Source organism: Bacillus sp. FSL K6-6540, assembly GCF_038007545.1.
The window spans coordinates 89,623-111,916 of the sequence record NZ_JBBOXH010000002.1 but is presented as its reverse complement, the minus strand read 5'-3'; the positions used below and the strand labels follow the sequence as shown (position 1 = coordinate 111,916).

21 protein-coding genes are annotated in these 22,294 nt (G+C 40.0%); 18 read left to right on the top strand and 3 right to left on the bottom strand.

Annotated elements, in window-relative coordinates; genetic code table 11:
- Nucleotides 1-8: 8 nt before the first annotated feature.
- The gene (gene opcR / locus MHH82_RS33025) at nt 9-566 is read right to left on the bottom strand and encodes an opuC operon transcriptional regulator OpcR (RefSeq protein ID WP_003228345.1); all 558 of its coding nucleotides are present in this window, start codon (nt 564-566) and stop codon (nt 9-11) included.
- 263 nt (nt 567-829) lie between these two features.
- On the opposite strand from opcR, the gene opuCA reads away from it, so the two are divergent.
- From opuCA to opuCD, 4 genes are read left to right on the top strand one after another with little or no spacing between them, the layout of a single operon-like run.
- A complete protein-coding gene (opuCA, locus tag MHH82_RS33020; protein ID WP_003243370.1) occupies nt 830-1,972 on the top strand; it encodes an osmoprotectant ABC transporter ATP-binding protein OpuCA in 1,143 nt (380 codons plus the stop codon).
- 22 nt (nt 1,973-1,994) lie between these two features.
- Nucleotides 1,995-2,648, top strand: coding sequence for a glycine betaine/carnitine/choline/choline sulfate ABC transporter permease OpuCB (gene opuCB / locus MHH82_RS33015; RefSeq protein ID WP_003228349.1), 654 nt, complete (start codon nt 1,995-1,997; stop codon nt 2,646-2,648).
- A gap of 19 nt (nt 2,649-2,667) precedes the next feature.
- On the top strand, nt 2,668-3,579 hold the full coding sequence (gene opuCC, locus MHH82_RS33010) for an osmoprotectant ABC transporter substrate-binding lipoprotein OpuCC (RefSeq protein WP_072175116.1): 912 nt from the start codon (nt 2,668-2,670) through the stop codon (nt 3,577-3,579).
- A 17-nt stretch (nt 3,580-3,596) separates the two neighbouring features.
- Complete coding sequence (opuCD, locus tag MHH82_RS33005; RefSeq protein ID WP_015714713.1) at nt 3,597-4,271, top strand: glycine betaine/carnitine/choline/choline sulfate ABC transporter permease OpuCD; 675 nt, start codon at nt 3,597-3,599, stop codon at nt 4,269-4,271.
- A gap of 31 nt (nt 4,272-4,302) precedes the next feature.
- On the opposite strand, the gene MHH82_RS33000 is transcribed toward opuCD, so the two are convergent.
- On the bottom strand, nt 4,303-4,836 hold the full coding sequence (locus MHH82_RS33000) for a GbsR/MarR family transcriptional regulator (protein ID WP_014478002.1): 534 nt from the start codon (nt 4,834-4,836) through the stop codon (nt 4,303-4,305).
- A 283-nt stretch (nt 4,837-5,119) separates the two neighbouring features.
- Here MHH82_RS33000 and opuBA point away from each other — a divergent pair, with 283 nt between their 5' ends.
- The 14 genes from opuBA (at nt 5,120) to MHH82_RS32930 (ending at nt 20,554) form a co-directional block, all read left to right on the top strand.
- Complete coding sequence (gene opuBA / locus MHH82_RS32995; protein WP_072175070.1) at nt 5,120-6,265, top strand: choline ABC transporter ATP-binding protein OpuBA; 1,146 nt, start codon at nt 5,120-5,122, stop codon at nt 6,263-6,265.
- A gap of 16 nt (nt 6,266-6,281) precedes the next feature.
- A complete protein-coding gene (gene opuBB, locus MHH82_RS32990; RefSeq protein WP_003228370.1) occupies nt 6,282-6,935 on the top strand; it encodes a choline ABC transporter permease OpuBB in 654 nt (217 codons plus the stop codon).
- Nucleotides 6,936-6,946: 11 nt separating this feature from the next.
- Entirely contained in the window at nt 6,947-7,867 is a 921-nt protein-coding gene (opuBC, locus tag MHH82_RS32985; protein ID WP_072175069.1) for a choline ABC transporter substrate-binding lipoprotein OpuBC, read from the top strand.
- A gap of 16 nt (nt 7,868-7,883) precedes the next feature.
- On the top strand, nt 7,884-8,561 hold the full coding sequence (gene opuBD / locus MHH82_RS32980; RefSeq protein WP_041850528.1) for a choline ABC transporter permease OpuBD: 678 nt from the start codon (nt 7,884-7,886) through the stop codon (nt 8,559-8,561).
- Nucleotides 8,562-8,774: 213 nt separating this feature from the next.
- Nucleotides 8,775-11,867, top strand: a complete 3,093-nt coding sequence (locus tag MHH82_RS32975; RefSeq protein WP_072175068.1) for a lantibiotic dehydratase — start codon at nt 8,775-8,777, stop codon at nt 11,865-11,867.
- Nucleotides 11,858-13,702: an ABC transporter ATP-binding protein gene (locus MHH82_RS32970; protein WP_038829374.1), complete on the top strand. Its 1,845-nt coding sequence runs from the start codon at nt 11,858-11,860 to the stop codon at nt 13,700-13,702. Before MHH82_RS32975 ends, MHH82_RS32970 begins: the two co-directional genes overlap by 10 nt.
- Entirely contained in the window at nt 13,675-15,000 is a 1,326-nt protein-coding gene (locus tag MHH82_RS32965) for a lanthionine synthetase C family protein (protein ID WP_051129459.1), read from the top strand. Before MHH82_RS32970 ends, MHH82_RS32965 begins: the two co-directional genes overlap by 28 nt.
- 73 nt (nt 15,001-15,073) lie before the next feature.
- On the top strand, nt 15,074-15,244 hold the full coding sequence (locus MHH82_RS32960) for a gallidermin/nisin family lantibiotic (RefSeq protein ID WP_032726862.1): 171 nt from the start codon (nt 15,074-15,076) through the stop codon (nt 15,242-15,244).
- A 517-nt stretch (nt 15,245-15,761) separates the two neighbouring features.
- Nucleotides 15,762-16,253 carry a NisI/SpaI family lantibiotic immunity lipoprotein gene (locus MHH82_RS32955; RefSeq protein WP_032727099.1) on the top strand — a complete coding sequence of 164 codons (492 nt, stop codon included), beginning with the start codon at nt 15,762-15,764 and terminating at the stop codon, nt 16,251-16,253.
- Between the two features lie 13 nt (nt 16,254-16,266).
- Entirely contained in the window at nt 16,267-16,983 is a 717-nt protein-coding gene (locus tag MHH82_RS32950) for a lantibiotic protection ABC transporter ATP-binding protein (RefSeq protein WP_038829373.1), read from the top strand.
- Nucleotides 16,980-17,735 carry a lantibiotic immunity ABC transporter MutE/EpiE family permease subunit gene (locus MHH82_RS32945; protein ID WP_032726860.1) on the top strand — a complete coding sequence of 252 codons (756 nt, stop codon included), beginning with the start codon at nt 16,980-16,982 and terminating at the stop codon, nt 17,733-17,735. Before MHH82_RS32950 ends, MHH82_RS32945 begins: the two co-directional genes overlap by 4 nt.
- A 1-nt stretch (nt 17,736) precedes the next feature.
- Complete coding sequence (locus MHH82_RS32940; RefSeq protein WP_041850532.1) at nt 17,737-18,501, top strand: lantibiotic immunity ABC transporter MutG family permease subunit; 765 nt, start codon at nt 17,737-17,739, stop codon at nt 18,499-18,501.
- A 17-nt stretch (nt 18,502-18,518) separates the two neighbouring features.
- On the top strand, nt 18,519-19,181 hold the full coding sequence (locus MHH82_RS32935; protein WP_032726858.1) for a response regulator transcription factor: 663 nt from the start codon (nt 18,519-18,521) through the stop codon (nt 19,179-19,181).
- Nucleotides 19,172-20,554, top strand: a complete 1,383-nt coding sequence (locus tag MHH82_RS32930) for a HAMP domain-containing histidine kinase (protein WP_032726857.1) — start codon at nt 19,172-19,174, stop codon at nt 20,552-20,554. Before MHH82_RS32935 ends, MHH82_RS32930 begins: the two co-directional genes overlap by 10 nt.
- Nucleotides 20,555-20,584: 30 nt before the next feature.
- Here MHH82_RS32930 and MHH82_RS32925 read toward each other — a convergent pair whose 3' ends face one another.
- On the bottom strand, nt 20,585-22,285 hold the full coding sequence (locus tag MHH82_RS32925) for a methyl-accepting chemotaxis protein (RefSeq protein ID WP_072173501.1): 1,701 nt from the start codon (nt 22,283-22,285) through the stop codon (nt 20,585-20,587).
- Nucleotides 22,286-22,294: the final 9 nt, after the last annotated feature.

Sequence of the window (22,294 nt, the reverse complement as noted above, 5' to 3'; positions counted from 1 at the left end):
CAGCTCTCTTATTTTAGAGAGCTGCTTTCTTTTGTTTTCGGCACATACCGAAAGACTTCCTCACTCTCAAAAAATTCAATCAACCTGCTTAGCCAATCATAGTAATGAAGCCATTCTTTTAATTCATTCAGCAGCTGATTGACTTTCTCTTCCGCTTCCGGGGTAAGCCCGTCCCTTTGTAAAAGATCACTCAGCTCCCGGTTTAATTTTTTATACAGCACTTTGTTTTTGCTCACGACCTTTGTCCAATTCGCCGCGAATAAAGAAATGAAGGTTTGATAATAATCCTGCTCGACGTCATAAAGGTCTTTTCGTACGCCTTTTTCAAACACCTTTTCGGCGATATTGGCATCGATCATTTCCCGGACAACCTGGCTCATCCGTGTTTTGCTCATGCCCGTTGCCTCAGATAGCTCGCTTAAGGTCATTGGTTTTCGATTCATATAAATAATTCCGAGCACACGTCCGACAGTTGAAGGCATTCCAAACGTATGCATATTTTCGGCAATCTTCTCAATGAGATGCTCTTCAGCATGTTCAATGATGTCGAGAGCGGTTTTTTTCACAGCTGATCATCCCTTCAAATGGCAATTGATGGTGTCAATATATCATATTTCTTCCTGGTGTTGAAAATAGCTGAATGCTGAGGAAGTGGGAGGTATCCGGCGTAATTGTAAGAACACCCTTTCCGTCTCGGTGATAACAATAAATAATCTATAAATAACATATAATTTCAACACATTGTAAACTTTTTATTTTACAAAGTTCAAACTATAATAAGGATTATACTTTTCAGAAAATTTAAAGGAAACCTGCGGAGGTGCACGGATTGCTGAAATTGGAACAAGTGTCAAAAGTATATAAAGGCGGCAAAAAAGCTGTGAACAGCATTGATTTAGATATTGCCAAAGGTGAATTTATCTGTTTTATCGGCCCGAGCGGCTGCGGAAAAACGACAACGATGAAGATGATCAACAGACTGATAGAACCATCGTCTGGAAGGATCTTTATCGACGGAGAAAATATTATGGAACAGGACCCGGTTGAGCTGAGGAGAAAAATCGGCTATGTGATACAGCAGATTGGTTTGTTCCCCCATATGACCATCCAGCAGAACATCTCACTCGTACCAAAGCTGCTGAAATGGCCTGAGGAAAAACGGAAAGAACGGGCGCGCGAGCTGTTAAAGCTTGTGGATATGGGCCCAGAGTATTTAGACCGTTATCCGCATGAGCTCAGCGGCGGACAGCAGCAGAGAATCGGCGTGCTGCGCGCCCTGGCAGCGGAACCCCCTCTCATTTTAATGGATGAACCGTTCGGAGCGCTTGATCCGATTACGCGTGATTCCCTTCAGGAAGAATTCAAAAAACTGCAGAGAACCTTAAACAAAACGATTGTGTTTGTAACCCACGATATGGATGAAGCGATTAAGCTTGCTGACAGGATTGTGATATTAAAAGCGGGAGAAATCGTTCAAGTCGGCACACCTGATGAGATTCTTCGAAACCCGGCAAATGAGTTTGTTGAAGAATTTATCGGGAAAGAGCGCCTGATTCAGTCAAGACCGGATATCGAGCGGGTAGAGCAAATGATGAACAGAACGCCGGTGACGGTATCTGCGGACAAAACGCTTTCTCAGGCGATTCAGCTGATGAGAGAAAAACGTGTTGACTCGCTGCTCGTTGTGGACCGGCAAAACGTGCTGAAGGGCTATGTTGATGTGGAAATGATTGATCAAAACCGCAAAAAAGCGAGCATCGTTGGCGATGTATACCGTTCAGATATATATACCGTTCAAAAAGGGGCGCTTCTTCGCGATACAGTCCGAAAAATTTTGAAGCAGGGGATCAAGTATGTTCCGGTGGTCGATGAACAGAACCATTTAGCAGGGATTGTGACAAGAGCGAGCCTCGTTGATATCGTATACGATTCCATTTGGGGCGACGAGGAAAACCAGCTCATGACGATCTGATCAGGGGAGGAGCTCTTTTAAGATGAATCAAATGATGACTTTTTTGCAAACGAACGGCGGAGAGCTGCTGTATAAAACAGGAGAGCATTTATATATTTCACTCATAGCCGTTGTATTGGGCATTATCGTTGCAGTACCGCTCGGCGTTGCTCTTACCAGAATGAAAAAAGGCGCAGGTGCGGTAATCGGTTTCGTAAACATTGTGCAAACCCTGCCGAGTCTGGCGATTTTAGCCTTTTTTATTCCGCTTCTCGGCGTAGGAAAAGTGCCTGCGATTGTCGCTTTATTTTTCTATTCGGTGCTGCCGATCCTGCGCAATACGTATACCGGCATTAAAGGTGTAAATAAAAACCTCCTGGAATCGGGGAAAGGGATTGGCATGACCGGCTGGGAGCAGATTCGGCTCGTTGAAATCCCGCTGGCGATTCCCATCATCATGGCGGGGATCCGCACATCAACGATCTATCTAATTGGCTGGGCGACACTTGCGTCGTTTATCGGGGGAGGCGGCCTCGGGGACTATATTTTTATCGGACTGAACCTATACCAGCCTGAATATATCATTGGCGGTGCCGTGCCTGTCACAATTCTGGCAATTATTATTGATTATGTGCTGGCTGTGACAGAACGAAAGGTGACGCCGAAAGGCTTGCAAGGGATGAAGGAAGTTTCGTAAGGAGTTGGCACTGTTGAAAATGACAAAAATCAAATGGCTTGGCGCGTTTGCTCTCGTCTTTGTCATGCTGCTAGGCGGCTGCTCTCTGCCGGGTCTAGGCGGCGCTTCTGACGATACGATCAAAATCGGGGCGCAGAGCATGACAGAATCAGAAATTTTAGCGAATATGATCGCGCAGCTTATTGAACATGATACAGATTTGAATACTGCTTTAGTGAAAAACCTCGGCTCAAACTATGTTCAGCACCAAGCGATGCTGGGCGGTGACATTGATATTTCAGCCACGCGCTATTCCGGAACAGATTTAACAAGCACCCTCGGCAAGGAAGCGGAGAAAGATCCGAAAAAAGCGCTGAACATTGTGCAGAACGAGTTTCAAAAACGCTTTTCCTATAAATGGTTTGATTCCTACGGCTTTGATAACACATATGCCTTCACCGTAACAAAAAAGTTTGCGGAAAAGGAGCATATTAACACCGTGTCCGACCTGAAAAAAAATGCCTCCCAATATAAATTAGGCGTCGACAATGCTTGGCTGAAACGAAAAGGCGACGGGTATAAAGGCTTTGTCAGCACATATGGCTTTGAGTTCGGCACAACTTATCCGATGCAGATCGGGCTTGTCTATGACGCAGTCAAAAATGGGAAAATGGACGCCGTTTTGGCTTATTCAACGGATGGACGGATTAAAGCATATGATCTGAAAATCTTAAAAGATGATAAGCGTTTCTTTCCACCGTATGACTGTTCACCGGTGATTCCGGAAAAGGTGCTTAAGGAGCATCCGGAACTTGAAGGTGTGATCAATAAGCTGATTGGGCAAATCGACACGGAAACGATGCAGGAACTTAATTATGAGGTGGATGGCAAGCTGAAGGAGCCGTCTGTCGTAGCAAAGGAATTTTTAGAGAAACATCATTATTTTGACTAAGAAAAGAGGTGGATCATATGGAAGTACTACAGCAGCTTGGCACATACTATTCGCAAAACGGCGGTTACGTGATGCAGGAATTTTACCGCCATTTTCTGATGTCGGTGTACGGCGTTTTATTTGCTGCCATTGTTGGAATTCCGCTTGGCATCCTGATAGCCAGATACAGAAGATTAAGCGGATGGGTTTTTGCGGTCACGAACGTCATTCAGACCATCCCGGCTCTCGCCATGCTCGCCGTGCTGATGCTTGTCATGGGGCTGGGCGCTAATACGGTGATATTGTCATTATTTCTGTATTCTCTTCTGCCAATTATCAGAAATACGTATACTGGGATTATCAGTATTGAGCACGCCTATCTTGAATCCGGAAAAGCAATGGGGATGACAAAATTTCAAGTGCTGCGGATGGTCGAGCTTCCGCTTGCGCTTTCTGTCATAATGGCCGGCCTGCGCACCGCGCTTGTCATTGCCATCGGCATTACGGCCATCGGGACATTTGTCGGTGCTGGCGGTCTCGGGGACATCATCGTCAGAGGATCAAACGCCACAAACGGAACCGCGATTATATTAGCGGGAGCGATCCCCACAGCTCTGATGGCGGTGATTGCCGATTTGGTCATGGGCTGGCTTGAACGAGCATTAAGCCCGATTAAAAAGAGAAAGAAGAAAAATCTGGCAGGTGCCGCATAAGAAAAAACGCCTTGTAATGACAGGGCGTTTTTTACGGCTTCGGCACATATTTAAAAATTTCTTCGCTCTCAAAAAACTCAATCAAACGGCTGAGCCAATTATAATAATCAAGCCATTCCTTTAATTCTTTCAGCAGTTCATTCACTTTTTCTTCCGCTTCAGGAGTAAGCTCTTCATCCAACACGCTAAGCAGCTCCCGATTGAGTTTTTTATGCATCATTTTGTTTTTGCTGACGACTTTGCTCCAGGTGGCTGAAAACAGCGTGATAAATGTTTGATAGTAGTCCTGCTCAACCTCATATAAATCTTTTCGCACGCCTTTTTCGAACACCTTCTCGGCAATGTTGGCATCAAGCATTTCCCGCACTACCTGGCTCATGCGTGTTTTGCTCATGCCGGTGGCCTCAGATAATTCCGTAAGCGTCATCGGTTTTCGATTCATATAAATAATGCCCAGCACTCGTCCGACGGTAGAGGGCATTCCAAATGCATGCATGTTTTCCGCGATTCTTTCTATAAAATGGTCCTCGGCCTGTTCAATGATCGTTAACGGATCTTTCTCCAACGGTTTCATCCTTTCAGCTAACAATTCCGATGTCAATATACCACATTTTTGATACGGCGAAAATGCTGTCAAAAGAGAATTTGGCAGGAAATTGGAGCAATAAGGAGATCAACACACGTCAATGCGGGTAAATCAGCGTTTACACATACTTTATAAATAATATGAACAAATTGTAAACTTTTTATTTTATAAACTTTATTCTATAATGGGAAGCATTCAATTGTCTGAAAAATTAAATTTAAACTGAACAAATTGAATAAACTTAATTTTGGAGGTGCGATGTTTGCTGACATTAGAAAATGTCTCGAAAACATACAAGGGCGGCAAAAAAGCCGTGAACAACGTAAATCTTAAGATTGCAAAAGGCGAATTTATCTGCTTTATCGGGCCGAGCGGCTGCGGAAAAACGACAACAATGAAAATGATTAACCGATTAATTGAGCCTTCCGCCGGAAAGATTTTCATTGACGGCGAAAACATCATGGATCAGGATCCTGTAGAGCTCAGGCGCAAAATTGGCTATGTGATTCAGCAGATCGGCCTGTTTCCCCATATGACCATTCAGCAGAATATCTCACTCGTCCCAAAACTGCTGAAATGGCCGGAGCAGCAGCGGAAAGAACGGGCGCGTGAGCTTTTAAAATTGGTCGATATGGGGCCTGAATATGTAGACCGTTACCCTCATGAATTAAGCGGGGGGCAGCAGCAGCGAATTGGTGTATTACGGGCACTTGCCGCGGAGCCGCCGCTTATCTTAATGGATGAACCGTTTGGGGCACTCGACCCGATTACGAGGGATTCCCTCCAGGAAGAATTTAAAAAACTGCAAAAAACCTTACATAAAACCATCGTATTTGTTACCCACGATATGGATGAAGCGATTAAGCTGGCAGACCGGATTGTGATTTTAAAAGCGGGAGAAATCGTTCAAGTTGGAACGCCCGATGACATTTTAAGAAATCCGGCAGACGAATTTGTTGAGGAATTTATCGGCAAGGAGCGGCTGATTCAGTCATCCAGGCCGGATGTTGAACGGGTTGACCAGATTATGAACACACAGCCTGTAACGATCACCGCGGATAAAACGCTTTCTGAGGCCATTCAGCTGATGAGGCAGGAACGGGTCGATTCATTGCTGGTCGTCGATGACAAGCACGTTCTGCAAGGCTATGTCGATGTTGAAATCATTGATCAATGCCGGAAAAAGGCCAATCTCATAGGTGAGGTTTTACATGATGATATATACACAGTACTGGGCGGCACACTGCTGCGCGACACGGTCCGCAAAATTTTAAAACGGGGTGTCAAATATGTTCCCGTTGTGGATGAAGACCGACGCCTGATCGGAATTGTGACGAGGGCAAGTCTGGTCGACATCGTGTATGACTCCCTCTGGGGAGAAGAAAAGCAGCTCGCAGCGTTGTCATAGGGAGGGGCGATAAGTCATGCATCATATTGTTCAATTTTTGCAAACCAATGGGGGCGAGCTTCTTTATAAAACATACGAGCATATTACGATATCGCTCATTGCTGTGATCTTAGGTGTGCTGGTTGCCGTCCCCCTCGGGGTTGTGCTTACCAGAATGAAAAAAGGAGCCGGCACCATTATCGGCATTGTCAATATCATTCAGACGCTGCCGAGTCTGGCCATCCTCGCTTTTTTTATCCCGCTCCTTGGTGTAGGAAAGGTTCCGGCCATTGTGGCTTTGTTTTTCTATTCCGTATTGCCGATTCTTCGCAACACGTATACCGGCATTCGCGGCGTCAACAAAAATCTGCTCGAGTCTGGCAAAGGCATCGGAATGACGCCGGCTGAACAAGTCCGCTTGGTGGAGCTGCCGCTTGCCGCGCCAGTGATCATGGCGGGAATCAGAACATCGACGATTTACTTAATCGGCTGGGCCACGCTTGCTTCCTTTATCGGAGGCGGCGGATTGGGTGATTACATTTTTATCGGACTGAATTTATATCAGCCGGAATATATCATCGGGGGCGCGGTACCTGTCACGATATTGGCAATTGTGATTGATTATGTGCTGGCAGTTGCTGAACGAAAACTGACACCTGCCGGCATGCAGAGATTGAAGGAATTGTCATAAGGAGGCGGCTCATGAAAAGAAAATATCTCAAATTAATGATAGGTTTAGCACTTGTGGCAACGCTGACGCTGAGCGGATGTTCGCTTCCTGGTCTCAGCGCTGCTGCAGACCAGACCATTAAAATCGGCGCGCAAAGCATGAGCGAATCAGAAATCATCGCCAGCATGCTTGGCCAGTTGATCGAACACCATACAGATCTCAAAACAGCAACGATTAAAAATCTTGGCTCCAACGCGGTGCAGCAGCCGGCTTTAATGAACGGGGAAATCGACATTGCCGCCACAAGATATACGGGAGACGCGCTGACAGGCACGCTGAGAATGGAACCTGAAAAAGATCCGGACAAAGCGCTGGCGCTTACTCAGCGGGAGTTTAAAAAAAGATATGATTTAAAGTGGTATGACTCCTACGGGTTTGATAATACATATGCCTTTACAGTCAGCAAGGAGCTGGCCGACCAATACCATTTAGAGACCGTATCAGACGTTAAAAAATGGGCGCCGCAATTAAAGCTGGGCGTTGATAACTATTGGATGAAGCTCAAAGGAAACGGCTATCAGGATTTTACGAAAACCTACGGCATGACATTCGGCGGCACGTATCCGATGCAGATCGGCCTTGTGTACGACGCGGTGAAAAGCGGAAAAATGGACATTGTGCTTGCGTATTCAACCGATGGAAGAATCAAGTCCTATGGTCTCAAAATGCTAAAGGATGATAAACAATTTTTCCCGCCGTACGACTGTTCTCCGGTTGTTCCGGAAAAGGTGCTCAAAGAACATCCTGAGCTTGAAGGCATCATCAAGAAAATGCTCGGAAAAATCGACACAGCCACGATGCAGGAGCTTAACTATGAAGTCGACGGCAATCTCAAAGAACCGTCTGTCGTTGCCAAGGAATATTTAGAAAAACATCACTACTTCGAATCGTGAAAGGGGGAAGAGGTCAATGAACGTGCTTGAACAGTTAATGACGTATTACGCGCAGAATGGCAGTTACGTCATGGATGAATTCGGCCGCCACTTTCTCATGTCGGCTTACGGCGTTTTATTTGCCGCTGTCGTCGGGGTTCCGGCCGGAATCCTCATCGCGCATTTTCGCCGTTTGTCAGCCTGGGTGTTTGCAGTAACAAACGTTATTCAAACAATCCCGGCGCTCGCTATGCTGGCCGTCTTAATGCTTGTTATGGGGCTCGGCGCAAATACCGTGATTCTATCATTATTTCTGTATTCCCTGCTGCCGATTATTCGAAACACGTACACAGGCATTATCAGTATTGAGCATGCCTACTTAGAATCGGGAAAAGCAATGGGCATGACGAAATTCCAAGTGCTCAGAATGGTTGAGCTCCCGCTCGCACTTTCTGTCATTATGGCGGGCCTTCGCACAGCTCTCGTCATTGCCATTGGAATTACTGCGATCGGCACATTTGTCGGTGCCGGAGGCCTTGGGGACATGATCGTCCGCGGCTCAAACGCGACAAACGGAACTGCGATTATTCTAGCCGGAGCGATACCAACTGCGGTGATGGCGGTAGGGGCGGATTTGCTCATGGCCTGGATTGAAAGATTGTTGAACCCAGTTAAACAAAAAAACAGAAAAAAGTTAATTCGTGTATCGAGTTAAGCAAAAAGGATTCTTTTCTAAAAGGGAAAAGAGTCCTTTTTTTATGGGATTTATTGGGTGAATCTTGATTTTTTTTTGATTTTTCAAATGTATAGTTTAAATAGAATATTATGAAAATTTTAGAATGGAATGAATAAAATGGAGGACTTTACGAAGGGATGTTGAATTGTTGTTGTTATCGAAGTGGATAAATATGGGAGGTTGAAGACTAAGATGAAATCCTTATATACACCTACAGATTATTATATGATTCGGGTTCCTTTGGTACATCAGGCCTTGAAAAATGAGAACTCTGAGGATACAGATCAGTTATTGCATGACCTTTGTAATGATTCATTATTTCGTGAACAAATACTGGTATCTAGCAGGACACTATATGACACAATGAATATTTTCCTTCAAACGCCCGATAAATTAAAAGGAAAAAAAAAGCGGAACTTCCAGCAAGCTATTTTGAAGTATGCAACAAGAAGAGCAACTAGAACAACGCCTTTTGGCCTTTTTTCTTCAGTGGGTATAGGGGCATTTTCCGATAAAAATCAATTATCTTTTAATCAGCATTCATTTTACAAAAAAGCACGTGTTGATTTTGAGTGGCTCTATCAATTGATGAGAAAACTAGAAAACGAATACATCGACCGGCTTTCGTTTACATTAAACCCCGCTTGTTACATCAAAGGTGATCGGGCTTACTTGTTGTATAGCACAGATGGAAAATCTGAAGAGGTTAGTGTTCGTGCAACATCGGTTTTCCATCTAATCAATGAACTTTGTGGTGAATGTGTTGCTTATCATGATATTATTCGTAGTTTGACAGAGAACTATGAAAATACCCCAATAAGCAAAATTAATCAGTACGTAGAAGATCTTATTGACAAAGAGTTCCTGATATCAAATTTACGGCCACCAATGACTGTTTCAGATCAATTTCAGTATTTAATTGCTCAAGCGGAAAGCAGCCGAATTCCAAATGAGCTTCTTCAGGCTTGCAGGAAAATACAATATCAAATAGATGAATATAACCGGATCACTATCGGAGAGGGAGAGGACCAGTATTTAAATCTGATTGAAACAATGAACGAACTCATAAAGACTTCATCTCCTCTGCAGGTGGATACGGGTTTAGGTGACTCCTCCATTCAACTAGATAATGAAACATCTCTTGCGATAAGTGAATTGGCTAGTATGTTTACTTATATGGCTGCTCCCTCCGCAGAAAGACTAGACCACTTAGAAAAGTACAAAAATGTGTTTTTGGAGCGTTATGGGTATGAAAGAGAAGTTCCTCTTTTAGAAATGCTTTGTTCCAACGCTGGCATTGGTGCCCCTGCTACTTACACGAATCCTGTTAATGAATTCTTCGAAGAAATATCATTTGAGGATCAATTTTCACCTGAAATGAAACAATTTTTTATGAAAAAATACTTTGAATCAGTTAGAAAGAAAGCTCCCATTCAATTACATGACGAAACATTCCATAGAATCTGCAATTATGAAATTGCAGATGAAGAAATTCCAGTATCATTTGAACTCAATTTCTTTGTTAAATTGCGCAATGGCAGAGTCATGCTTTATTTAGGGCCAAATGTCGGATCTACACGCGCAGGGAAAACATTTGGAAGGTTTACTCACTTATCTGATTCAATCAATGCCGTTGTAAAAAAAATACATAATAAGGAAAAAGAGTTAACGGGCAAAAATAAGAAAATTTGTGAGCTGAGTATTGTGCCTAATCAGGTCAGGTCTGGAAATGTAACAAGAAATGTAAGTTATCGGGAAAAAGAAATGAACCTTTTTACAAACAGTGTCTTGCATCACAATGATTCTGTTAAAGCTGAAGATGTTCTAATTGGAATCGATAAAAAACATATCTTTTATGCCAAACATAAATGTACTGGCGAAATTCTGTCTTTTGAATCAAATCATATGTTTAATCCTTTATTAATGCCAAATGTCTTACGATTTTTATTGGAAATTTCAAGAGATGGCAAAAGGAAGTGGAATGATTTCCCGTGGATGGGCATCTATAGTGATTTTAAGTATATTCCTGAAATCAAATATAAAGAAATAATCTTATCATGTGAACAATGGCTGATACACAAAAGTGATTTAAGCATTCATTCGAATTCATCGATAGACGAGGTGAAATCTGCATTTTTTGAATTTCATCGTACTTATGATCTTCCGCAAAGATTTTATATCGTTAACGCAGACAATCGATTATTAATTGATATAGAAGATGATCGTACTTTAGATGTTTTTTTCTGGGAACTTAAAAAAACGAATCATAACCATCCGTTACAACTTGTGGCTGCTGAGCTTGATGCAAATGCTTTAAAGGATAGAAACCAAAATGTCTATTCGGGGGAAATCGTTGTTCCGCTGATCAGGAAAAAACCAGAAAAACCATTGAAATTACCGGTCCTTAACTCAGTAGAGGAAAATGGATCCGAAAGAATTAAAATGCCATTTGAAGATTGGCTGTTTATTAAACTTTATTGTAAACAAACTAGAGAAGAAGAGCTAATTGCTTTTGAAATAGCGGATATTTATAACCAGATTTCTGATCAATATCCAGTTAGACATTTCTTTATGAGGTATCGAGATCCGAAGCCTCATATAAGACTTAGATTGAATGGAAAAGCAGAGGTGCTGTACAGTTTATTTCCACAATTATTGAATTGGCTGAAAAGCTTAAGAGAAAAAGGACTGGTTACTGAGTTTGTTATCACCCAATATGAGAGGGAAATAGAACGATATGGCGGGCTAGACCTAATGGATGCTGCAGAACAGGTTTTCTGTGAAGATAGCAAAGTTGTTGAAACGATGATCAGAATGCATCGCATGAAGGATATTGCGATAAGCAAGGAAATCGCAGGTATGGTTTCTGTCATACAGTTTTTAGAACAGTTCGAGCTTACGTTCGAAGAGCAGTTAACGTTTTTAGAAAAAAATTGCCTGCAGAATGAGTATCGTACTGAATTTAAGAAGGATAGAGAAATGTATATTGAAATATGCAACTCTGATAGAGAATGGGATAATCTCAGAAAAACAAGTGATGGCAGAATATTATATGAAATATTGAAAACTAGAAAAATAGCTGCAGCTAATTATGCATGCTTAATAAACAAGGCATTTGATAACAAAGAAGCAGTATATTCACGCATAGGTAGTGTAATTCACCTACATTGCAATCGTTTATTCGGCACTGATAGAGAAATGGAAACTAAAATACTTACACTTTGCAGACACTCTTTATATGCCCAGAGATATCAAAAGAAGAATGGTAGTTTAGCATGGAAGTAAAGGAACAACTAAAGCTAAAAGAGCTGCTGTTTATCATGAAACAAATGCCTAAGACTATCAAATTAATTTTCACCTTAGAAAGATCACTGTTTTTAAAGTTAATTTTATTCAGTATTATTACCGGTATTCTGCCAATTGTTTCACTCTATATTTCCCAAGAATTGATTAATTCCCTTGTGACTATACGCAAAGATGTTTCAGTTGTTATCTCCATTTTCTTAACATATCTTGGCGTATCATTTTGTTCGGAGCTGATCTCTCAGGTTTCTGAATATTATAATGGCAAATTCCAATTAAATATTGGTTATAAACTAAACTATAAAGTCATGAAAAAGAGCAGTAATCTAGCATTGAAGGATTTCGAAAATCCTGAAATATATGACAAATTAGAAAGGGTAACTAAGGAAATCAGCTATAAACCTTACCAAATCATTCAAGCCATCATTACAATGACCACATCATTTGTGACTCTGCTCTCATCAATTGCATTTTTGATGTCATGGAACCCTAAAGTTTCGCTGCTCTTGTTGGTTATTCCAGTGATTTCTCTATTCTATTTTTTGAAGATTGGACAGCAAGAATTTTTTATACATTGGAAACGAGCAGGACAGGAAAGGAAATCGTGGTATATCAGTTATATACTCACACACGATTTTTCTTTTAAAGAATTAAAATTGTATAACCTTAAAGATTATTTATTAAACAAATACTGGGATATTAAAAAATCCTTTATTGATCAAGATACAAAAATATTGAGAAAGAAAACTTATTTGAACCTAATATATGAGATTGCAGTGCAATTAGTTGGAGCTGTCATTATATTTATTGCTATTATGTCTGCTTTTGCGGGAAAAATAATGGTCGGTAATGTGATGAGTTATATCAGATCTGTTTCGCTGGTGCAAAGTCACTCACAGTCTATCATGACTAGCATTTATTCCATCTATAACAGCAATCTCTATATGAATCAATTGTATGAATTTCTGGAATTAAGAGAAGAGAAAAATCAAGGTCATAAGAAGCAAATTGTTGAGCCTATTCATTCTGTTATCTTTCAGAATGTCAGCTTTATCTATCCTAATCAAGAAGAACAGACACTGAATCATATTAATGTTTCATTGAATAAAGGAGAACGAATAGCCATTGTTGGGCCAAACGGGTCAGGGAAAAGTACATTCATTAAGCTCCTTACCGGATTATATGAAGTTCAGCAAGGTGACATTTTGGTTAATGGAGTAAATATTAAAGAATTGGATATGGACAGTTATATGGAACAAATTGCGGCACTCTTTCAAGACTTCATGAAATATGAAATGACCTTAAAGGAAAATATAGGATTTGGACAAATTGATAAACTACATCAGACAAATAAAATGCATGAGGTCCTCGATATTGTAAAAGCTGATTTTTTAAAAGGTCATTCATCCTATCAATTCGATACACAGCTTGGATTATGGTTTGATGAAGGAAGGCAATTATCCGGCGGACAATGGCAAAAGATTGCTTTGGCTAGGGCTTATTTTAGGGAAGCTTCTTTGTATATTTTGGATGAGCCAAGTTCTGCGCTGGATCCAATTGCAGAAAAAGAAACCTTCGATACTTTTTTCAGTTTGTCAAAAGATAAAATAGGAATATTTATTTCCCATCGATTGGTTGCTGCTAAACTTGCAGATCGGATCATTGTTATGGATAAAGGGGAAATAGTAGGAATAGGAACACATGAAGAGTTATTAAAAACATGTCCACTGTATAAAAAGATGGATGAATCCGAGAACTATATGAATCCGCTAGAGGAGGACGGTACTAAATGGGAAGAGGCGCTGTATCAGGGATAGAAGTTGAACTGGTGAAGGAAATCGCTCGACAAGTTTCTAATTACGATAAAGTACTTGAAATAGTGAATAAAAAAGATAACTTCCTCAGTATTGGTGAAGTTCCTCTTATACCTTGGAAGCCGACCGCATTGAGTCATGGTATACCAGGCATATGTATGCTGTATGGCGAATTGCACGCTCATTTTCCTGAGGAAGGATGGGACGACTTAGGACACAAATATTTATCGATTTTAGTAAATGAAATAAAAGAAAAAGGGCTGCATACTCCATCTATGTTTTCCGGAGCAGCTGGCATTGGACTTGCAGCTGTCTGTTTATCGCAACATTTCACCTATTACAAAGGTTTCATTTCCCGTATTAACGAATATTTGGCTGAAGTAGTACCTCAATTGTTAACTGAATTTTCTCAGCGGGAAGTGTATATGAGTGACTACGATGTAATAGAAGGTGTCAGTGGAATTGCAAGTTATCTTCTGCTATTTCAAGAAGATAAGGCAATGAAGGATTTGTTAATTGATATTTTAAAGTATCTGGTTAGATTAACTGAAGACATTACCATGAATGGAGAAAAAGTTCCTGGATGGCATATTCCATCTGAACATCAGTTTACAGATATCGAAAAAAAAGCTTATCCAAATGGAAACTTTAATATGGGATTAGCACATGGGATACCTGGTCCTATTTGCATTCTATCTTCAGCACTCATGCAGGGAATTAAAGTAAAGGGTCAAGAACGTGCAATTGAAAAAATGGTAGATTTCTTACTGGGATTTTCTGAAAAAGATCAAGGCAACTTGTTTTGGAAAGGAAATATAAGCTTTGAGGAGTATCAATACGGATCTCCACCTAACGCTCTAAATTTTAGTAGAGATGCTTGGTGCTATGGGAGACCTGGAGTATGTCTTGCGATTGTTAAAGCGGGAAAAGCACTTCAAAATACTAGATTTTTAAATATAGGTGTACAGAATTTAAGGTGCACAGCATCTGATATACAGGGGATTTTTTCTCCTACGATATGCCATGGCTATAGTGGAATAAGCCAGATTTTGCTTGCAGTGAATCAACTCACTGGACAAGAATTTTTTAACGAAGAGCTTCAAAAGATCAAACAAAAAATTATGAGCTACTATGACAAGGATTATATCTTTGGGTTCCACAATTATGAATCAATTGAAGGGAATGAAGCAGTACCTTTGCAGTACGTCGGTCTATTGGATGGAGCTGTAGGTGTAGGATTAGGGCTATTAAACATGGAATTAGGCTCAAAAACAGATTGGACAAAAGCATTACTTATTTAATAAAAAAAGGAAAAAATGATAAAATCTTGATATTCTTCTGTTACTATATAGGTATTGAAAGGAGGTGACCAATATGTCAAAGTTCGATGATTTCGATTTGGATGTAGTAAAAGTCTCTAAACAAGACTCTAAAATCACTCCTCAATGGAAAAGTGAATCACTTTGTACACCTGGGTGTGTAACTGGTGTATTGCAAACTTGCTTCCTTCAAACAATAACTTGTAACTGCAAAATCTCTAAATAAGTAAAACCATTGAATCACTTTGCTCTGACTCCTTGCATTCCTGAGCGTTATACATACTATTTTCATAGAGTTAGGGCCTAAAAATGATGTAAAAAGTAACGGGTGTGAATGAGTTTAAATTTCACACCCGTTTTTCATGTGGAAAAAAGTAACAAGGGGGATGATGGATAAGTCGATTTAAACAACACTCTAATACATACCCAAGTCAGTCTTTTTATCATGTACAGACAATTTAAGGAAATTCCTCAGAAATTCATATTTTAATGGATAGATCAATATGAGATAGATCTATCTGGAGTAAACAGTGTGACCTGATCACGCTTTTTTATTTAGACAAGTTTATCGTGTTGCCAGAAGCCCAAATGCTTTAAGTTTCCAGTTAGAAAAAGTATTTTGATTAAATTTTGATAAAAGTATTCTAGAATGATCAACATCCCACATAGATACCGCGCAGAGGAAGAATTCATTTTATCTTTAACATCTATTGGGGAAAATTCATAAGATTGAGGTGATGTACGTGTTTTTGAAAAGATGTGTAAACATTTCAGGCTGTTTTATTGTTTTATTTATGTTATCTGCTTGTCAAGCATTAACGAAGTTTAAAGATAAAACTGTTGAAGAAACAAAAAAAACAGTGCATTTTACTGAGGATAACAACGAAACATCTGAAACAATGGAGAGCTTGATTGATAAGGGAAAGCTCGATCAAGTGGTCTATAACGAAAAACTTTATCAGATGAAAGATAAAGTTGATGAAGACAAAAAAGGAAAAGTAATAGGGGCAATAGGTCAAACCTTCTTTGTAGATAGTGAGGGAAAGAGATGGTCTGAAGAAGAACTGAAAGAACCGTATATCTCTAATGATCCGGATGAAACCAGAGAGAAAAAACCTCTACGCTATGGGAAGGTTTACAGTGCGAACGAGGATACTGATGCCAAAGATGAAATCATTGTGGAGTTTAATCGCGAGTATTATCGAGCGGTTTTGATTAAGAATGAAAAGGGATAAGGGAGAGTGTGACATGAGTACAGTCCTATTAGAAACCAAAAGTCTTACAAAAAAGTTTGGCAAAGAAACAGCTGTTTCAGATGTTTCATTAACTGTTCAAAAAAACAGCATTTACGGTCTGCTTGGACCAAATGGAGCTGGAAAATCGACGACACTTAAAATTTTAACAGGAATTTTACGGAAAACTTCTGGTGAGGTTTTCTTCGACGGACATAAATGGAAACGTTCTGATTTGCAAAATATCGGATCTTTAATAGAAGCTCCACCCCTTTACGATAATTTAACAGCATTTGAAAATGTAAAAGTACATGCAACGTTGCTGGGCCTATCTGAGGATCGCATAAACAGCGTGCTAAAGACAGTAGATATGCAGCATGCTGGAAAGAAAAGAGCAGGGCAGTTTTCGATGGGGATGAGGCAGCGGCTGGGAATTGCTATTGCTTTATTAAATCACCCTAAATTATTAATTCTTGATGAGCCTACGAATGGGCTAGATCCAATCGGCATTCAGGAGCTCAGAGATCTTATTCGCTCTTTTCCTCAGGAAGGAATAACCGTGATTTTATCTAGTCATATACTTTCAGAAGTCGAGCAAATAGCAGATCATATTGGGATTATCATCGGCGGTCATCTTGGGTACCAGGGGGAAATAAACAAGACTGATGATTTAGAGCATTTGTTTATGGAAGTTGTAAAGGCAAGCCGTGAAAAAGAGGGTGTAAAAAGATGATGAATTATATGAAGGCCGAAAACCTGAAGTTTAAAAGGACCTTTTCTAGAAAAATGATTATCTTAGTGCCGCTGCTTAATATAGGTTTTTCTTTTTTGATGAACATTCAATTTTTTGTTCCCGGTACTTTTAACTGGTGGTCTATTATATTTATGCCGGTGATGATAGCTTTATTTTGTTCTTTATCTCATCAAAAAGAAAAAAAGGCCTCTAATTATAATGGTACGTATTCATTGCCTATTGATTTAGGAAGATTATGGTACTCTAAGATTGTAATTATTATGATTTATTCGCTATTATCTCAAATTGTATTTTTAGTGTTTATGTTACTAATGGGGTTTGTTATAGCTGATTTTGCTATTGTTACGCTTTCTACAATTGCCGCAAGTTTATTGCTTTGGGTAACAAGCCTTTGGCAAATTCCACTTTGTTTATTTGTGGCAAAAAAGTGGGGGCTTACAATAGCGGTAATGTTAAATCTTATAGGAACCCTTGTTCTAGGTATAATGCCGGCATCTCGTTCCTTTTGGTGGTTTATTCCTTGGAGCTGGCCAATTCGAATGATGTGTCCCACAATAGGTATTCATCCTAACGGTCTGTTGCTTGAAAAAAATGATCCTTTGTTGAGTTGGATGGTCGTCCCTCCTGCTATATTGATTTCTATTCTATTATTTTTAATAATAGCGTTTTTGACTAGCCGTTCGTTTGCCCCTTCAATCGATTACAGAACAAAAAAGCAGGGGGCGATATAAGGTGAGATTACTTTTGAGGTGTTTAAAAGCTGATTTCCAGAAAAGCAAACACACCTCCTTTATGTGGCTCCATTTAATTATTCCTATAGCTTTTTCAACTGTATTGATTCTGTATTTTTATGAGAGAGATCAGAGTCAATTTCACTTGTATAAGTCTTTTATGGAAGCTATTGCAGTTGCATTGCCGCTGCTTATAGGGGTGTTATGCGGAATGACTGCATCCTTAGAAGAACAGGCAGGGAAATTTCAAGTGTTACTAGGGAGTACGTCTCCAAAAGTCATTGCTTATGCCAGCAAAATGTTAATGCTGCTTTTCATGGAACTTTGCTCTATTGGTATAGCGCTTTTCATTTATATAATAGGATTAAAATTTATTTTACATGTGCCGGATTTGTCTTACGATATTTTTATAACAGGTGGTGCCTGGCTAGTTGCGGGTAGTGTAGCCCTATATTGTATTTACTTTTTTATCAGCTGTATGTTTGGAATGGGTGCTTCTGTCCTGATAGGCGGAGCTGGCCTGCTTATGACCGCTCTAATGAATACTGGATTAGGAGATGCTATATGGAAATATAACCCTTGGGCTTGGGGTATTAGATTGTCAGGTTTAAATGGGGTACTCCACTTTAAAGAAAAAGGGGATAATCCTTTATTAATGCATGAAATAAATTCAGGGGTATTGGTTATGATTTTTGGTATAATATGTATAATCATTGCCAGTCTAATATGGTTTAGTAAATGGGAAGGCAGAAAAACGTTTGAATAGTATGAGGGGGACAGGAAATGGCCAAAATCCTTGCTGTCGATGATGAAAAAGATATTCTTGTACTGATACAAAATATTTTGCGCCGTGACCAGCATCAAGTTGACATTTTAGATCGTGTTAAAGGACAGCCGCCTGACGTATTTCAAGGATATGATTTAATTTTGCTGGATGTTATGATGCCAGATATTGATGGTTTTGAGCTATGTAAACAGATACGTCCTTTGGTTGATTGTCCAATTTTATTCCTCACGGCTAAAACAGAAGAGGAAGCGATAGTAAAAGGTCTTATTACCGGCGGAGATGATTATATTACAAAGCCATTTGGTGTTAGAGAGCTTAGTGCTAGAGTTAATGCTCACTTAAGAAGGGAACGGAGAGATAAACATCAATCGAAAAGAGTCATCTCGGGTTTTTTATTTCATTTTGATAGTAAAGAAGTATTTATCAATAACCACAAACTTAACCTAACAAAAAATGAATATAAAATCTGTGAATTTTTAGCTCAACATAAAGGGAGAACTTTTTCAAGAGAACAAATTTACGAGGAGATATATGGATTAGAGGGGAATGCTTTGTATTCAACAATTACTGAATTTATCAGAACGATTCGAAAAAAATGTAAAGAGCATAATACAGACCCTATCAAAACGGTATGGGGTGTTGGGTACAAATGGGAATAGGTTTTAAGGGCCAGAAAACACTTCTTAGAGAACTGATAAAGTATATGGTCACGTTATGTATAAGTTTAGTTGTACTGGCTCTGCTATATTTATTTATAAATACAATCGCAATGAATACGGGTTTCTCACATCCCGCGAATTATAATGAACGGGAAGCAGAAAAACTTGCGCCAAAGCTGGAAAATACAGATAAAGTCACTGCTGATATGATTCCAGATACAATGTCATATGCCATCCTTGATAAAGAAACAAAACAAAAAACAGCTGGAACCATTAAAGAAAAAGATCTGCAACTGGTTAAAAAGAAGATTGAAAAAAAACCGTATGTCAATTATAAACAGAAAGGATATTTGGTTATAGATAGAAATGAAGAGTATTGTATTTTGCAATATTCATTACGGGCAGATTTTAGCTCACCTTTATTAAGAAAATACCTTCCTAATTATGAATTAACGAGTATTTGTATTTTGATAGTCTTACTCATTGTAGTCATTTCTATTATAACAACTTACTTTGCTAATAGATTAAGAAAACATTTTGAGACACTGAACGTAATTACTCGATATATAAAAGAGCAAAATTTGCAGTTTACTCCCGAATTTACACATATTAAGGAATTTGATGATGTAATTGATTCCTTAATTGAAATGAGAGATGCTCTTCGGTCATCACTCGAAGCTCAGTGGCGATTAGAAAAAAATAAGAAAGAGCAAATTGGTGCTTTAGCACATGATATCAAGATCCCGATTACCATTATTAAGGGAAATGCTGAATTACTCAGCTTGTCTATTCAAAACGAAGAACAAGCTGAATATACAAAATATATTCTTGGAGCAGGAAATCAAATTGAACAATATATTTCTCAGCTGATTCATCTCTCGAGAACGGAGGATTCCTTAACTATTCATTTGGAGAAAGCTTTTGTAGATAAGCTGACAGAAACTCTACAGAAAGATATATCCGCCTATAAAGGAAATAAAAAAATAAATATTTCATTTAAAAAAGAAAATCTCAAGAAAGAGGCGGAAATAGACTGGCAACTGTTACATAGGGCATTATTGAATATTTTAACAAATGCAGTTGATTATACACCGGAGGATGGTACTGTCTCGGTGCATGCTGAATGCGATTCTGATACTTTTTATTTTTTTGTAAAAGACACAGGAAATGGATTTTCGGAAATCGGGCTAAAAAAAGCAACAGAACTTTTTTACATGGATGACAAGGCCCGTCAGTCTAAAGGTCATTATGGAATGGGGTTGACCTTCGCAAAAAATGCTGTGAATCTTCATAATGGAGAACTTACTCTTGGAAACACTATAGAGGGTGGCGGAGAAGTGCGAGTGAAAATACCCTTATATAGAAATCATTAAACCCACGCCCTATCTGGACGTGGGTTATTTTTAAATCGTAAACTGCCCCATCTTCTCATTAAGCTCCTTCGCCAGCTGCTCAAGCTCTTCAGCATTTTGAAGCACTTGATCCATCGAATGGGCGGATTGCTCGGTTATTGAAAATGTTTCTTCAATGCCGGCGGCCGACTCTTCGGATACAGAAGCGATATTTTCAATCGATTGATTGATAGTAATCGATTGGTTTGTTAACTGCTTCAGGCCATCCGTTACTTCCTTAATGCTGTCTGCAACATGAGTGACGGATTGCTTGATATGCCGCATAGCCTGTCCGGTGTCTGTCAGGTTTTCCGTTCCTTTTTCGACTTCTGTAAAGCTGCTTTCCAAGTACGTAATGACAGTGTGGATCTCCTGCTGTGTCCCGCCTACAATCCGGGTAATATCCTGCACGGAATCAGAAACGCCGTCAGCCAGCTTTCTGACCTCCTCTGCCACAACGGCGAAGCCTTTGCCGCTTTCTCCTGCGCGGGCAGCTTCAATCGCGGCGTTAAGGGACAGCAAATTCGTCTGCTCGGCAATCCCGTTGATGACCTGAACGAGCTTGTTGATATCCTGAGAATGCTGTTCAAGTGATCTCACTTTATGCACGGCTTCTTCAACAATATGATGGATGGTTTTCATTTGCTGTAATGACGTAGCCATATTTTCGTTTCCGCTTACCGCGAGTTCGAGAACGTTTTGCGACGTATCGCTGATGGTGATGCCGTGATTATAGGCTTTATCAATGCTTTCAGTGAACTCATTCATCGATTCGGCAATCGTCACGGCGTCTTGGGCCTGCTGTTCAGAGCCCTCAGCCATTTCGTTCATCGTCTCGGTAATATGTTTGCTGCCGGAACTTGTTTCATTCGTTGCGGTTGCAAGCACCTGTGAAGAAGAAAGAACCCGGCTTGATATGTCTTTAGAATATCCGACAATATCTCTCAGATTCCCTACCATTTTTTGCAGCGCTTCATTCAGATCACCCAGCTCGTCTTTTGAGTTGAGCGGCTCCATATCGTTCGACAGATCGCCTTCGGCAATATGATTGGCAGATTCCTTCATGCGAATGATAGGCTTTACAATGTTTCGCGTGATATAAAGCCAGATGAAAATGCTGATGAGGATCGATGCTGCCACAAGCAAAGCAGTGTAAATGAGCCCTTTATGATAGACGGCCTTCGTTTCTTTTACCGCTGTGTTGCTGCCTTCTTGATTTAAGTCAACAAGCTGAGTGATTGTTTTTTTCATATCCTCAAAGCTGGCCTCAGTCTGAACCAATAAACCTCTTGCTTTGTCCATGTCATTCGTGCGGCCGCTTTCGATAATTTGCGCATGAATATCCATATAGGTATTCACTTCAGTTTGAAGCTGCTCGAACAGTTTCTGCTCTTTATCAGTGGAGATCGTTTTTTCGTAGTTATCGAGCTTTTGGTTAATGTCTTCCATGATTTGATTCATTTCTTGATCAAGTGTATCCATTTTGCTTTTGTCTGTATAAATCAGAAAGTCCTTTTCTTTAGAAGACAGGTGCTCGGTTACATAATTAATTGAAGTGATTCCTTTGATGCCGTCAATCCATTTTGTGTTGATTTCATCTGTTTTTTGAATGATATGCTGCATATTAAGAACGCCTATTCCGCCTACAAGTAAATTGATCAGGATCAGTGTCAAAAATACCAGGCTGAATTTGCGGGAAATCGTCAGTCGCATATAGTGGTC